At 70.7% G+C, this 14582-nt stretch carries 12 protein-coding genes and 1 pseudogene; 11 read left to right on the top strand and 2 right to left on the bottom strand.

Annotated features, from left to right (window positions below; genetic code table 11):
* The first annotated feature begins 3 nt into the window (after window positions 1–3).
* Window positions 4–1926, top strand: coding sequence for an ATP-binding protein (locus Ate02nite_RS43190; protein WP_203813760.1), 1923 nt, complete (start codon window positions 4–6; stop codon window positions 1924–1926).
* Window positions 1901–2476 (top strand): Pvc16 family protein, encoded by a 576-nt coding sequence (locus Ate02nite_RS43185; RefSeq protein WP_239148131.1) that lies wholly within the window; start codon window positions 1901–1903, stop codon window positions 2474–2476. The genes Ate02nite_RS43190 and Ate02nite_RS43185 overlap by 26 nt, the downstream gene beginning before the upstream one ends.
* On the opposite strand, the gene Ate02nite_RS43180 is transcribed toward Ate02nite_RS43185, so the two are convergent.
* Window positions 2477–6148 (bottom strand): eCIS core domain-containing protein, encoded by a 3672-nt coding sequence (locus Ate02nite_RS43180; RefSeq protein ID WP_203813759.1) that lies wholly within the window; start codon window positions 6146–6148, stop codon window positions 2477–2479. It abuts the gene before it with no gap.
* 151 nt (window positions 6149–6299) lie between these two features.
* On the opposite strand from Ate02nite_RS43180, the gene Ate02nite_RS43175 reads away from it, so the two are divergent.
* From Ate02nite_RS43175 to Ate02nite_RS43155, 6 genes and pseudogenes are all read left to right on the top strand, one after another.
* The gene (locus Ate02nite_RS43175; protein WP_203813758.1) at window positions 6300–6632 is read left to right on the top strand and encodes a helix-turn-helix domain-containing protein; all 333 of its coding nucleotides are present in this window, start codon (window positions 6300–6302) and stop codon (window positions 6630–6632) included.
* Window positions 6633–6647: 15 nt separating this feature from the next.
* Window positions 6648–8294 carry a phage tail sheath family protein gene (locus Ate02nite_RS43170; protein WP_203813757.1) on the top strand — a complete coding sequence of 549 codons (1647 nt, stop codon included), beginning with the start codon at window positions 6648–6650 and terminating at the stop codon, window positions 8292–8294.
* Window positions 8295–8307: 13 nt separating this feature from the next.
* Window positions 8308–8739 carry a phage tail protein gene (locus tag Ate02nite_RS43165; protein WP_203813756.1) on the top strand — a complete coding sequence of 144 codons (432 nt, stop codon included), beginning with the start codon at window positions 8308–8310 and terminating at the stop codon, window positions 8737–8739.
* A complete protein-coding gene (locus tag Ate02nite_RS43160) occupies window positions 8736–9095 on the top strand; it encodes a hypothetical protein (RefSeq protein WP_203813755.1) in 360 nt (119 codons plus the stop codon). The genes Ate02nite_RS43165 and Ate02nite_RS43160 overlap by 4 nt, the downstream gene beginning before the upstream one ends.
* Window positions 9096–9112: 17 nt before the next feature.
* Window positions 9113–9262, top strand: a pseudogene (locus Ate02nite_RS49910) (DUF6760 family protein); the annotation flags it as partial.
* A complete protein-coding gene (locus Ate02nite_RS43155; RefSeq protein WP_203813754.1) occupies window positions 9255–9716 on the top strand; it encodes a phage tail protein in 462 nt (153 codons plus the stop codon). The pseudogene Ate02nite_RS49910 and the gene Ate02nite_RS43155, both read left to right, overlap by 8 nt.
* Before the next feature lie 1219 nt (window positions 9717–10935).
* On the opposite strand, the gene Ate02nite_RS43150 is transcribed toward Ate02nite_RS43155, so the two are convergent.
* Window positions 10936–11238: a hypothetical protein gene (locus Ate02nite_RS43150; protein WP_203813753.1), complete on the bottom strand. Its 303-nt coding sequence runs from the start codon at window positions 11236–11238 to the stop codon at window positions 10936–10938.
* A 39-nt stretch (window positions 11239–11277) separates the two neighbouring features.
* Here Ate02nite_RS43150 and Ate02nite_RS43145 point away from each other — a divergent pair, with 39 nt between their 5' ends.
* The 3 genes from Ate02nite_RS43145 to Ate02nite_RS43135 are packed head-to-tail and all read left to right on the top strand — an operon-like array spanning window position 11278 to window position 14571.
* The gene (locus tag Ate02nite_RS43145; protein WP_203813752.1) at window positions 11278–12219 is read left to right on the top strand and encodes an eCIS core domain-containing protein; all 942 of its coding nucleotides are present in this window, start codon (window positions 11278–11280) and stop codon (window positions 12217–12219) included.
* A gap of 32 nt (window positions 12220–12251) precedes the next feature.
* On the top strand, window positions 12252–12932 hold the full coding sequence (locus Ate02nite_RS43140) for a CIS tube protein (RefSeq protein ID WP_203813751.1): 681 nt from the start codon (window positions 12252–12254) through the stop codon (window positions 12930–12932).
* A complete protein-coding gene (locus Ate02nite_RS43135) occupies window positions 12925–14571 on the top strand; it encodes a VgrG-related protein (RefSeq protein WP_203813750.1) in 1647 nt (548 codons plus the stop codon). The genes Ate02nite_RS43140 and Ate02nite_RS43135 overlap by 8 nt, the downstream gene beginning before the upstream one ends.
* Window positions 14572–14582 lie beyond the last annotated feature (11 nt).

The raw sequence follows: 14582 nt of genomic DNA, 5'->3' as shown, positions 1-14582 counted from the left end.
CCGGTGGAAGACTGGATCACTCTGGCCGACGCGCTGCTGCAGCGCGAGGCCCTGATCTGCCGCCTGGGTGAGGGCCGCCCGCCGCGCGACTTCGCCGGCCTGTACGTCGCGGACGAGGAGGTCGACCGCCTGCTCGCGACGCTGCCCGGTCTCAACGGACCCGGGCCGGAGCGGGTGGCGGCCGTCCGGGCCGGGGCGGCCGCCCCGGTCGTCGCGGCGCGCGCGGCGCTGGCCGAGAACCCCGGCGCGGGCGTGCTCGGTGACCTGATCACCGCGATCGGTCTCACCCCGGCCGAGGCCGAGGTGCTCGCGCTGGTGGTGGCGGTGGAGATCTCGCCGGCCCGGCAGCGCCTGGTCGCGTACATCCAGGACTCGGTCCAGCTGCCCCGGCTCACCCTGGCCACGATCGAGCGGATCTTCCACGAGGAGGACCATCCGGCCGCCACGGTGCTGTCGCCCGGCGGTGGCCTGGTCCGCACCGCCCTGGCCCGGCTGACCGGCGACGGGCCGTGGGCGTCGCTGGTGGCCGAGCCGGCCGCCCGGCTGATCTGGCACCTGACCGGCGACGACACCCCCGACCGGGGGCTGCCCGCCGGGGCCGCGGTCCGGCCCGGTTCGACGGCCGGCCGCAGTGGGTTGGTGCTTGTGCACGGTGGCGACCGGGAGAGCCGGCTGCGGGCGGTCGGCGACGGCGGGCTGCTGGTCACCGACCCGCCCACCACTGATGCCGGATGGCAGGCGGTGGTGCGCGAGGCGACCATCGGTGGTCTCACCGTGGTGCTCGAACTGGGCGAGCCGCTGCCCGCCGCCGGGCGCGACGCGGTCGAGCGCGCCGCCCACCTGAGCTGGGCCCTCTCCTCGGCCGGGGAGCAGCCCCTGGAGGCAATTCCCGGACTGCCCTGGCGCGAGGTGCACGTGCACGACGGCATGGCCGACGACGGGGACTGGCAGCAGCTGCTCGGGCGGGCGCCCGACCCGGCGTACCGGCTCAGTCGTGAGCAGCTGCGCCTGGTCGCCGCCGCCGCGTCGGCCGACGGCGGGCAGGTCGCGCCGGCGGTCCGCCGGCTGGCCGGTGGCCACCTCGACGGCGTCGCCGTCCGCATTCGTCCCCGGCGTGCCTGGGACGACCTGATTCTCCCCCCGGAGGAGGCCGCCCAGCTGCGCGAACTCTCGCAGCGGCACCGCGGCCGGGACACCGTCTACGGGCGCTGGCAGTTCAGCCCGGCACCGTCGACCGGGGTGGTGGCGTTGTTCGCCGGGCCGTCCGGCACCGGCAAGACCCTCGCCGCCGAGGTGGTGGCGGGCGAGCTTGGCCTCGACCTGTACAAGGTGGACCTCTCGTCGGTGGTCAGCAAGTACATCGGCGAGACCGAGAAGAACCTGGAACGGATCTTCGGCGCCGCCGCGGCCGGCGACCTGGTGCTGTTCTTCGACGAGGCGGACGCGCTGTTCGGCAAGCGGTCCGAGGTCAGCGACGCCCACGACCGGTACGCCAACATCGAGGTCGCCTACCTCCTGCAGCGCCTGGAGACGTACGACGGCATGGTCGTGCTCGCCACCAACCTGCAGCGCAACATCGACCCGGCGTTCCTGCGCCGCATCTCGGTGGCGATCGACTTCGTCCCGCCCGAGGAGCCGGAACGGCGGCAGATCTGGTCCCGGGTGTTCCCGACGACCGCGCCGATGTCCGATCTCGATCTCGACTTCCTGGCCCGCCAATTCAAGATCACCGGTGGTGTGATCAGCAACGCCGCGCTCGGCGCCGCGTTCCTGGCCGCGGCCGAGGACAGCCCGATCACCATGCGGCACGCCATCCTGTCGGTGAAGCGCGAGTTCCAGAAGATGGGCCGGCTGCGCACCGAGACGGAGTTCGACCGCTACTTCGACCTAGTCAATAGGGATGCCCATGCTGCACCTGCTGGATGAGACGCTGGAGGCGTTCCTGCGCGAGGTGGTGCCGCTGCCGGCCCGCGACGTCGACGTGGCGTTCGACGCGCCGGACGGCGAGTGGTCGGCGGCCCTGTCGTCCCGGCCCACCGTCGACCTCTACCTCTGGGACGTGCGCCCCAACCTGGCCGAACGTGACTACGGCGAGGTGATCGTCGAGGAACCGGACGGCCGCCGCTACCGCCGTGACCCGCTGCCCCGGGTCGACTGCCGCTACCTGGTGACCGCCTGGACCAGCGAGGTCCGCGACGAGCACTCGCTGCTCGGCGACGTGCTGTCCGCGCTGCTGCTGCACCCGGTGATCGACACCGAGCACCTGCGCGGCGCGTTCGCCACCATCCGGCCGCTGCCCACGCTCAAGCTGCGCAGCGGCGACGGCTCGGAGAACTCGGACTTCTGGTCGGCCCTGGGCGGCCAGCTCAAACCGGGTCTCGACCTGGTCGTCACGGTCACCGTCGACGCGGCCCTGCGCGCCGTCGCCGGCCCGCCGACCGAGGCGATCACCGTGCGGGCGACCGGGCGGAACTGATCAGCCGGTCGGCGCCGGCTTCTTGCGCCGGATCACCTTGGGCATCGCGACCGGGGTGATGGTCAGCGGCGCGGCCTTCGTGCCGCCGAGCCCGACGACCTGGTCCCAGCCGTTGATGGCGGCGCGGCACGCCCCGTCGTCGCCGTTCCAGTCCCGGAAGACGGCGGCCACGCCGGAGTAGTCGAACCGCAGGTTGATCTGGGCGCCCGGCGGTGCCTGCTGGCGCACGTAGGTGGCGATCTCGGTGAGGCTGTTGGCGCACTGGCGGCACGGCGACCAGTCGCCGCTGAGCGTGGCGACGATCGTGACGACCTTGCCCATCTCCTGCTCGGTCACCCACTTGCGGAAGTTCGCCTCGGCGTGGCTGTGGTTGGTGCCGGCCACCCGGTGCGTCTTGTTGTAGGTGGCCGTGTGCACGGTGTTGGGGTCGCTCCCGGCCGGCTTCCACACCTTGCCCAGCGGCACCCGCTCGGGGGCCATGCTGGCGCCGTGCCGTTCGTTGTCCGGGAAGTCGTGCTGGGACAGGTCGGGCGCGCTGCCGAAGGTCACGTTGGCGTTCAGGGTGACATTGGACTCGGCCGCCTGCGGGTCGACGATGTCGGCGGCGTTGCGCCGGGCGCTGGCCGACACGTACATCTTGTATTTGCCCGGTCCGCCCTCCTGGACGATCTCCAGGGTCTTCAGGCCCTTGGGGGTCAGGTTGGCGAGGATCTCGGCGCCCGCCGTCTTCAGCTCGTCGATGTTCTTGACCTGGTCGTGCTTGGCGACGAGCAGCTTCGCCGCCTCCTCCTTGACCGCGATGCTCTCCTCGGTGTCCCCGTCGTCACCCTCGTCGCCGGGCTCGCCCTTGCCGCCCAGGCCGAGCGCGTTCAGCGCCGACTTGCCCAGCGCCACCGCCTTGGCCAGCAGCCAGTCGATGGCCTTGTCGACGAGCACCCGCAGCTCGCCGATCAGCTTGACCAGCTCTTCCGGCACGTTGCCGAGACCCACCTGGTTGGCCAGGAAGCCGATCGCCACCGGCACCGCCGCGGCCAGGCCCTTTTCCACCTTCTGGGCACCGGCCGACACGTTGCCGGCGGCCACCGCGGCCAGCGTGGTCACGTAGTCGTTGACGATCATCAGGATCTCGCGGACGTACTCGATCACCGACTGGACGGCCTTGAAGAACGCGATGCCGCTGTTGACCACGGCCATGATGCCGGTCGGGTCGAGCATGGACAGCAGCTTGGTGGTGGCCTTGGAGACGATCTCGCCGACGATCCAGTCCTTGACCATGCCGAGCAGCGTGTCCCACAGGTTGCCGAGCTGGCTCTCGATGTGTTTCCAGATCGCCGCGACGCCGCCCTCCTCGACGTCCTTGATGAAGTCGTAGGCGCCCTCGGCCATCGCCAGGCCCTTGCGCAGCTTGTCGACGGTCTCCGCGCCGATGTGGTCGCCCAGCTTCTTCCACAGCTTCTCGGTGGTGATGTCGAGGACCTGCAGCACCATGGTGAGGATCGAGCCGAACGACAGGTCCTTCGGCTTCTGGATGCCGATCGCGCCGAGCCCGCGGAACAGCCAGTCGGCCAGCCCGTTCAGCAGGTAACCGACGGCCTTGTCGATGAAGCCGAGGAAGCCCTGCTTGAGGGCCTCCAGCATGTTCATCAGGAAGGCGACCGGGTCGCGCTTGATGTCCTCGATCGCGGCCATCGCGTTGGAGATGATGCTGTCCAGGATGCCGGGCGGGAAGTTCATCAGCTTCAGGATCAGGGTGATGACGACCTTGAGAACCTCGCCGGCGAACTCGACGATCCGGCCCAGCGGCTCGCCGAACTTCTCCAGGATCTTCATGAACGCGCCGATCGGGTTGACCAGGTCTTCCAGGGTCAACGCGTCCCAGATGCCCTTGAACGTCCCGACGATCATCTCGGTGGAGATGCCGAGGCGCGCCATGGCGCCCTCGATCTGTGCCCCGGCCTCGGCGATCACGCCGGCCTCGGCGAGTTTCTTGTACGTCGCCTCGCCGCCCGGCAGCAGCGCGACGAACCCGCCGATCAGGTTTTCCGCCGACCGGGGGACCGCCTTTCCGGTGAACGGGTCCTGCCCGAGGATGACCGTCATCAGCCGGAACCCGCGCATCTTGGTGGCCTCGGTGCTCAGCCACTCCAGCAGCGCGTCCTTGATGATTTTGACGACCTCGGTCAGCACGTCCTTGGCGAACGCGCCGATCTTGGTGATCAGCCCCTTGGCCTGATCGGCCAGCTTGGACAGGTTGTCGCCGAGGTTCGCGATGTTCTCCGGCTGGATCGCCTCCCAACCGGCCTTGAACAGCGCGCTCAACTCGCCGAGGATGCCGAGGAACTGCGCGATCCGGCCGTCCAGCCAGTCGGCGGTCTTCTGGAGGGTGCCGCGCTCCTTCATCTGGGCGAGCGCGTCCTGCTTGCCGATCAGCTTGAGGAAGTCTTCCAGGATCTCGACCGTGGTGGCCGCGACCGGGGTGCCCCGCAGCGGGTCCTGGTGCAGCACCTTCTTGGCGAGGTCCCAGGTCGGCGTGCCGACCAGGTATTTCTCCGCGAGCCCGACCGCGGCGTCCCGGACGAGCTGGACGATCGCGTCATAGATGCCCTTCACGAACCCGAGCGCGTCGGCGTACAGCCCGCTCACGTGCCGGCGGACGATGACCAGCGCGCCATCCGGGTCGGTGAGGTCGATCTCCTTCCAGGCCTGATCGATCTCACCCTGGATGCGGCCGAGCGTCAGGTTGTGCGACTTGAGCCCGTCGTCGAGCATCTTGTAGGCGCCCTGCACCACGCCCAGCTCGATCAACTTGCCGGCCACGACGTTGCCGAACGGCACCAGGCCCAGCACGCCCCGGGTCAGATTCTCCGGGCTGCGGTCGACATTACGGTTGGCGATCGGGTCGTACCCGGCGACCACGGTCAGCATGTCGTAGCCCGGCACGCTCTTGACCAGCCCGACGATCGGCCCCATCAGGTAGTCGGAGGCGTCGCGCTGCACCGGCGTGCGATAGATGCCCACCGAGGTCTGCTGCACGACGTGGGTGGCCTCGTGCGCCATCAGCGCCAGATCGCCGGCCGACTCGCCCGCGCCGAGGAAGATGTGCTGCCCGGTGGTGAACGCCCGCGCACCCAGCTGCGCCGCCGCGGCCTGCGCTTTCGCGTCGTCGTGCACCAGCACCCCGCCGAGCGGGAAGCCGAGGTGCTCCTCGATCTTGGCGCGGACGTCGGGCGGGATCGGCCGGCCGCCACCGGGGGAGGCGATCATCTGCTCCAGGCCGGGCGGGGTGTTCGGGCCTTCCGGCGGCTCGCCCGCGGCCGCGGCCGGGGTGACCAGCCGGGAGATCGTCGGCATCGGACCGCCACCCTCGGCGATCGCCTCGGACACCGCGTCGGCCTGACGTTCGTACGGGTCACCGGGTTTGCTCACGGAGAGTTTGGGTTGCGCCAGGCGCGACAACGCGCCGTTACCCCCGCCGGCCAGCGCTTTGAGCGCAACCGGATGCTTCGCGCGGCCCGACGCCAGACGCTGCAGGGCCGCATTGCCGCCGGCGGCCGCCGGCTCCGTCGTGGTTGCTCGTTCATTGACCGTACGGGCAACGTGCTCCACAACCGCAGGAGACGAGCGCGACTGGTGCTCGTCGACGGTCGGCTCCTGCCGTGCGGACAGTTTCACCGGCCACCTCCGGCCCCCAGCATCGAATGCCGTCGTCGTGGCGGGCAAGTCCCCGGAAGCATCGGTGCACCAATGGCTGCACCGCCGCACCTTATGCCCGCGGGCAGACGCGAGAGACGCTCTCTTCGGCGGAGACCGTGGAGGTGAGGCGATGACGCGGGTCCTGATGGGGGACTTCGAGGCCCTGCACCGCCTGGGCCTCGAGCAGATCCTGCGGGTTGACGGCATCGAGCTGGTCGACACCGACGGCGACGACGTGCTCGACCGGTTGCTGGAGGCGTTGCCCGACGTGATCGTGCTGGACCTCGACAAGGTCAGCACCGGCGCGCTCGTGCACGTCATCGTGCACCGGTTCCCGCGGGTGAAGGTCGTGGCCTGCTCGTCGCGGCATCCGATGATGCGCGTGTTCCCGCCGCTGCACTACGGGGAGTTCTACGAATCCGACCTTGACCCCGCGCTGCTGACCAGCGCGGTGCAGGCCTGACAGGGGGAAGACTTCATGGCCGCGTCGTACGGAGCACCGGGCGTCTACATCGAAGAGCAACCGAGCGGGTCCATACCGATCGAGGGGGTGGGCACCGCCGTTGCCGCGTTCGTCGGTTTCACCGAGCGATACGACATCGAGCAGGGCGACCCGACCGACCCCGACGGGGTGAAACCGCAGCTGGTGACCAGCTGGCCGCAGTACGAGCGGATCTACGGCGGTTTCGTGCGCGGCGCCGTACTCCCGCATGCCGTCCGCGGCTTCTTCGAGAACGGCGGCAGCAAGGCCTACATCTGCCGCATCCCGACCACCGATGAAGAGGGCAACACCGCGGGCCGCGGCAAGCCGACGCTGACCCTGCCGAGCGCCGACAACCCGGGCACCCCGAGCCTGCAGCTGTCCGCCGTGCAGTCCGGCGCCAACCTCGAGGTCGAGGTCGTCCCGCCGGCCGCCGCACCGCCCGCCGAGGGCGAGGGCGAGGGTGGCGGCACCAGCAGCAACGGCAGCGGCGAGTACACCCTGCGGGTGTATGAGGAGGGCGCACTCCGCGAGGAGCTGAGCGGCCTGCAGTTCAGCGGCCGCAGCGCGCGCACGGTGGAGAAGACGGTCAACGACCGCTCCAAGTTCGTCCGCATCGAGGTGCAGCCCCTGCAGGGCGCGTCGCTGGCCGAGCGCACCCCGGCCGCCGGCCGATACACGCTGCAGGCGCCGCCGGTCTCCACCAAGTCGGTGACCCCGGCCGACCTGGTCGGCAACGAGAGCGACCGCACCGGTTACCAGGGTCTCGCCATCGCCGAAAATGTCACCATGGTCGCCATCCCCGACCTGGTCACGGTGGCCACCAAGGACGACGGCTCGATCGACGAGGAGATGTTCCTCGGCGCCCAGAAGCAGCTGATCGACTTCTGCGAGGCCAGCCACAACAAGATGGCCATCCTCGACACGCCGCCCGGCCTCAACGCGACCCGCGCCCTCGAGTGGCGGTCCCGGCTGGCCCGCGACTCGGCGTTCGCCGCGCTGTACTACCCGAACGTGGTGGTCCCCAACCCGCTGGCCCGGCCCGGTGCCACGAACGGCGAGCTCTACCTGACCGTTCCCACGGCCGGGCACGTCGCCGGCGTCTGGGCCCGCACCGACGGCACCCGCGGCGTCTGGAAGGCACCGGCCAACGAGGCCCTGCGCGGCATCGTCCGCCTGCAGAACGACGTGACCGCCGGCGAGCAGGACCTGCTCAACCCCGAAGGGGTCAACTGCATCCGGTCCTTCGGCAGCTACGGCACCAAGATCTGGGGCGCCCGCACGCTGGCCAAGACCGACCCGTCGTGGCGCTACATCAACGTGCGCCGGCTGTTCAACTTCATCGAGGAGTCGATCCAGCGCGGCACCCAGTGGGCGGTCTTCGAGCCGAACGACTTCGATCTGTGGCAGCGGGTCAAGCGCAACATCACCTCGTTCCTGCGCGGCCTCTGGCAGCAGGGCGCGCTGGTCGGCGCCACCCCCGAGCAGGCCTTCTACGTGGTGTGCGACGAGAGCAACAACCCGGCGTCCTCGGTCGACGAGGGCAAGCTCATCGTCGAGATCGGCATCGCCCCGGTGAAGCCGGCCGAGTTCGTCATCTTCCGGATCAGCCAGTGGCAGGGCGGCGGAGCCGCAACCGAGTGATTAGGAGGCCTCCGTGCCTGATTTGTCTACTACCTTCAACTTCGTTCTTGAAATCGGCGGAGTCGAAATGGCGAGCTTCCGGAAGTGCTCGGGTGTCGAGTCGGAGACCGAGACCATCGAGTACAAGGAAGCCACCAAGGACGGAAAGATGATCATCCGGAAGGTTCCCGGGGCGATGAAGTGGAGCGACATCACCCTGGAGCGCCGGATCGACGAGTCGAAAGCGCTGTGGGAATGGCGCAAGCAGGTCGAGGACGGTGACGTCGACGCGGCCCGCCGGGACGGCTCGATCGTCATCAAGGACTCCGTGAAGAAGGAAGTCGCCCGCTGGAACTTCGAGAAGGGCTGGGTCTCCAAGTGGACCGGCGCCGAACTCGACGCGGGCAGTAACGAGGTCGCCACCGAGAAGGTGACCATCACCCACGAAGGGCTTCACCGGGCATGAGCGGGCTACAGACCGAGTTTCCCTTCACGCTGCCGAAGGGCTATGTCGACGACGACGGCACGCTGCACAAGACCGGCGTCATGCGGCTGGCCTGCGCCCGCGACGAGATCGAGCCGCTGCGCGACGGCCGCGTGAAGGAGAACGAGGCGTACGCGACGGTGATCGTCCTCGCCCGGGTGGTGATCCAGCTCGGCTCGGTCGCGCGGGTCACCACCAAGACGATCGAGTCCCTGTTCGTCTCGGATTTCTCCTACTTGCAAGACCTGTACCGGATCGTCAACTTCCAGGACCCGAGCATCCTCGAGGCGCTGGAGCCCGGCGCCCCTTTCCCGCAGACGTCAGTGGGGGTGGGTTAGGGCACTACGCGCACGACGAGCTCTGGCAGGAGATCGCCTTCCTGGCCTATCACCTGCACTGGGACTTCGATCGGTTGCTCGACCTGGAACACGGCGACCGGATCCGCCTCCTGCGAGAGGTGGGCGGCCTGAACGAACGCGCATGGCAAGGAGTGGCAGGTGGCTGACGAGAGAAACCTCCGACCGCCCTTCGTCGGCAAGTTCCGCTTCAAGATCGGTGACCTGGAGATCGGCCAGTTCACCGAGGTGACCGGCCTGGCCGTGTCCATCGACGTGGAGGAACTGCCGGAGGGTGGTCAGAACGCGTACACACACAAGCTGCTCGGCCGGATGCGCTGGCCGAACATCGTGTTCAAGCGCGGCCTGACCAACTCCGACGCCCTGTTCACCTGGCTGTCCGGTTTCTCCGGCGCGGGCTTGACCGGCAAGCAGAACAAGGTCGCCCCGGTCACGGGTTCGATCAGCGTCCTCTACCAGACCGGCAAGCCCTACCGCACCTGGTCCCTGATCGGCGTCAAGCCGGTGAAGTGGACCGGCCCGCGCCTGGCCGCGTCCTCCCGCGACCTGGCCATCGAGGAGCTGGAGGTGTGCCACAGTGGCTTCACCGTCACCTCACCGTAGTGACGGCCCCCGGCCCCTCCGCCGCGCCGCCCGCTTCCTGGCCCGCCTGCTGCCCCGGTCCCTGCGACCGGGGCTGACCGGTTCCACCACCCGGGCCGCCGAGACCGGCCGGGTGGCCGGTCCGTCGGTCGGTTCCGTCGGCCGGGCCGCTGGGCAGGCGGCGGGTTTCGCGCATCGCCCGGCCGGTCCGTCGGTCGGCTCCGGCCTGTCCGGCGGTCTGCGCGTGCGTACCTCGTGGTCGGTGCTCAGGTGGTACCGGTCCCTACGGACCGCAAGCGCGAGGATGACGGCCGACTTGACCGTCCAGGGGAAGCCGGACTCCGGCACCCGGCGGGCCGGTTCCGGACCGCACATGACGAGGCTGCCCGGCCCCGGCGCGGTCGGGGCCGGTGCACGCGAGCGGATGCTCGCCCGGACACCACGGGACACCCGCGGGCGCGGACCGCTGATCGGTGCGCCGTCCGCCGGGCCGGACGTTCGGCCCGGACATGAGCTGGCCATGGGCCCGGGCGGGCTTTCGGCCGGGCTATCCGGCGCCGGTCCTGGGCGGCCAGGATCCGCGGGCGGCGAGCCGACGGACATCTCCGTCGCGGCCGGGCTGGCGGATCGGATGCGGGTGCGCACCTGGTTTGCGGGCGGGATGAGTGCTGGGATGTCCGAGGGAGGCCAAACAGCTCCGGCCGGGTCGGCGGGCGGTGGTGGGCGTGCCGGTGCCACGGGGCACGATCGGGGGCGCGGGCACGGCGACCACTCGGCGCACGACCCGGCCGGTTTCCCGCACGGAGACCGCGCGGCCGCCGACCTCCGGTCGAGCGGCCCTGCCGGCCGCGCTGGGCACGGACCGGGCAGGCTCGGCGCGAACGGATCTGGCGGGCTCGGATCGGGCGGGCCTGGCGAGCACGGACCGGGCGGCCGCGGGCTGACCGGGCCCGGGTCCAGCGGTTTTGGGCGACGAGGGCTTGGCGGGCCTGGAACCGCGACCGGGTCTGGAGCCGACGAGCGCGGGCCGAACGTCAGTTGGTCAGACCTCGACGACCTCGTGCCGTTCGGGCTGGGCGCCGTCGGGCGGCGCGGCGCGGGTGCGCCAGGCGGAGCCGGAAGCGGCTCTGGCGGCAGCCGTTCCACTGCCGACTCCGGCGGTGGCATTGGCGGCGCCGCCGACCGTGGCGCGGGCCGAGCCGGCTACCTCGGCGCCGGGTCCGGCGCAGGCGGCTTGGGATTACGCGGTGCTGGCCTCGGCTTGGCCGGACTCGGCAGCCCTGGCGCCCTCGGTGCGGGGCCGGGGAGCGCCGGCGTCAGCGGCGCGGGGCTCGGTAGCGCTGGCGTTCGCGGTGCGGGGCTTGGCAGCGTTGGCGCGCGCGGCGCCGGCCAGGCGGGATTCGGCGCGGCACAGCTTGGCGGCGCCGGAGGCTCCGCGAGCGGCATCGCCGCGGGCCGGGGCCGAGGCGCCGGTGGTCTTGGCGGTGCGGGCGGCGGGGCTGGGCTCGCTGGTGGGAGCGGGGCGGGCGCGCTTGGCGGGCATGGCGTGCCGCTGGCCGGGCGGCCCAACGCCGGGCCTGAGGTGAGCAATCCGGAGTCTGCGGCCGGGCTGCGGGTGCTCGGGGCGGCCACGGCGCCGCCCGGCAGTGTTCCGGACCCCAGTGGGGCGTTCACGGCCAGTCCGGCGGCGGGGCATCGGATGGGTGGCGGGGACGTCGCTGACCTCGTACGGAAAAGTCCTCGGGAACGGTGGGAAGCGGCGGTGGCCGCGCGGCCGCTGGAAGCGCCGCGGGCCCTGCCCGGGGCGCTGCATGCGATGGCGTCGGCGCTTACCGGGCGGGCTCGGCCGCCGCTGTTCACCACCGGGCCCAACACGCGGCATGCGCTTGCGGCGGCGGGGGCGCTGGGTGCGACCACCGGGACCGTCGTGCACCTGCCGGCCGCGCCGCCGTCCGGGCCGGCGGTTTCGGCCGTTCTGGCGCACGAGCTCATGCACACGCGCAGCCCGGTGCGGCGGCCGCGGTTCCTGCTCGACGGGGTTTCCGGGCTGCTCGACGACGATGAGCGGCAGGCCCTCTCCGCCGGCAAACAAGCCGCTGCGACGGGTGCGGGAATTGTCGACTCGCTTCCGGTGGGAGGCGGACTCGGCGCGGTCAGCGAGGTCGCTACCCGGGCGGCCCGGGCGGCGGTGATCGAGGCGACCGCCAGCCCGGTCGGGAGTGCCTTCTCGGGGCTGTCCGGCGACGCCTTCTCCGGCCTGCAAGGGGCGGCGGGGGACGCGTTCTCGGGACTGCAAGGGGCTGCGGGCAGCGCCGCCTCGGGAATGCAGGAGGCGGCCTCGGGAGCAGCGTCGACCGTGAGCGCGGCCGCTTCCGATGTGGTGGGTGGCGCGGCTTCGGCGGTGGGGCAGGCGGCGGGGGCGGCCAAGGCCGGGCTCGACGCCGACCAGGTGGTGGAGATCGTGGAGCGGCGGCTGTTGCGGGAGATCGAGCGGCGCGGTGGCCGGTGGGCTGGCCTCTTCTGATGGATGAGATTTTAGATGGTGGGTGAGTTCTGATGGCGGGAGTTGCCGGCGCGCCGGCCAAGGCCGAGTTGCGGACCGAACTGAAGGAAGTCATCCCGTTCCTGTTCAATCCGGCGGAGCTGACGATCACCAAGTCGGCCTCCTGGCAGGGGGCCGACAACAAGGGCGCCAACGCGCCGCTGCTGCGCTTCCAGGCGGGGCAGCCGGGCACGCTCGCGCTGAGCATCACGCTGGACACCACCGACACCGGCACCTCGGTCACCTTGCACACCGACAAGCTGATGAAGCTGGTCGCGGTCGACGCGAAGCTGCCCGCCTCGGACAAGAACCGGAACAACTTCCGGCCGCCGTGGGTGACCTTCCACTGGGGGCCGCTGCAGTCGTTCAAGGCCGTGGTCGAGCGGCTGACGCTCAAGTTCACCTACTTCGCGGCCAGCGGCATGCCGTTGCGGGCCAAGGCCGACCTGGCGCTGAAGCAGTACGAGGACGAGCAGGTCAAACCCCTGCAGAACCCGACCTCGCACACGCCGTCGCTGCAGACCGTGCACCGGGTGCACCACGGTGAGACGCTGGACCGGCTGGCCGCCAAGCACTACGCCGACTCGACCCGCTGGCGGCTGATCGCCGAGGCCAACAACATCGTCGACCCGCTCGCGCTGGCCGCCGGCACCCTGCTGGTCATCCCTGAGCTGCCGGTGCGCCGCCGTGGCTGAGCAGAAACGCCGGCTCGACGGTGCCCAGCTCACCATCGACGGGCGGCCGCTGGCGCCGGAGAACTATCCGCTGCTGGCGCTGGTGCGGGTCGAGGAGTCGGTGCAGCTGCCCGACTACTTCGCGATCCACTTCGACGACCCGCACTTCGAGCTGTTCGACAAGGGCACGTTCACCATCGGCACCCGGGTGGAGATCGCCTTCCGGGCCGAGGGCGACCCGGTCGTGGTCACCTCGGGGGAGATCACCGCGATCAGCGTGGAGCCGGGGATCTCGGGGCGGCACGAGCTGGTCCTGTCCGGTTTCGATCTGACCCACCGGCTGGCCCGGGTGCCCAAGTCGCGCAGTTTCCAGCGGGTCACCGACGCCGACATCGCCTCCCGCATCGCCGGCGAGTACGGCCTGGACGCCGATGTGGACGCCACCGGCGCCGCCCACGACTACGTGTTGCAGGCCGGCGAGACCGACTACGCGTTCCTGCGCCGGCGGGCCGCCCGGATCGGCTTCGACGTGTGGGTCAGCGACAAGAAGTTCTACTTCAAGAAGGCACCGCGCTCGACCGCCACCCCGCCGAAGCTCACCTACGGGAAAAACCTGGCCAAGTTCGCCACCCGGTTCTCCGCCGCCGAGCGCTCCGACGAGGTGGAGATCCGCGGCTGGGACCACCTCGGCAAGGAAGCCATCACCGGGCGGTCCGACCGCACCGAGCTGGGCACCGATGCGCCGGCCGGGCAGGAGATGTCGGACGCGGCCCGGCGCGCGTTCGGGCGCACCAAGCGCAACGCCGGCCAGTTCCCGGTCACCGACCAGGCCGAAGCCGACGCCCTCGCCGGGTCGCTGCTGCTGCGCGCCTCCGGCGAGGAGGTGGTGCTGCGCGGCGAGGCGATGGGCGACCCGCTGATCGGCGCCGGCGCCAAGGTGCACGTCGAGGGCGTCGGTTCGCGGATGACCGGCGACTACCGGGTGACCCAGGTGGAGCACACCTATGGTGCAAATCGCCCCTATCTCACGCGGTTCGTCTGCGGTGGGAAAGAGCCGGCCGGCATCGCGGATCTGACGAGTGTGAAGACGCCGGAGAAACAAGGTTGGTCCGGCTTGGTGGTCGGGATCGTCACCAACAACGACGACCCGGAGAAGCTGGGCCGGGTGCGGGTGAAGTTCCCGACGCTGTCGCAGGACGACGAGAGCGCCTGGTCGCGGATCGCCACCCCGGGCGGCGGCAAGGAACGCGGCCTGCAGTGGATCCCCGAGGTCGACGACGAGGTGCTGATCGGGTTCGAACTGGACGACACCACCCGGCCGGTGGTTCTCGGCGGGCTGTGGAACCGGCGGGACAACCCGCCCGAGCCCGGCGCGCTCTCCGGCGGCGTGGTCAAGCAGCGGATGCTGGTCAGCCGCAAGGACTCCCGGCTGGTCTTCGACGACGACAAGATGGAGATCGACGTGCTGCTCGGCGGGTCGAATTGCTCTTTGAAGCTGGCGGAGTCCGAGTCGTCGCTGACCGGGGACCAGAAACTGGTCATCACCGCCACCCAGATCGAGATTAAGGCGACGTCGAAGCTGACGCTCAGCGGCGCCCAGGTCGAGATCACCGCGTCCGGGCCGCTGACCGCGTCCGGCAAGCCGATCAAGCTGAACTGAAGGGGCCGACG

Origin of the sequence: Paractinoplanes tereljensis (assembly GCF_016862435.1) — a bacterium.
GTDB classification, from domain to species: Bacteria; Actinomycetota; Actinomycetes; order Mycobacteriales; family Micromonosporaceae; genus Actinoplanes; species Actinoplanes tereljensis.
Note: the sequence above shows the minus strand (reverse complement) of the source record. Positions and strands in the feature narration are given on the sequence as shown.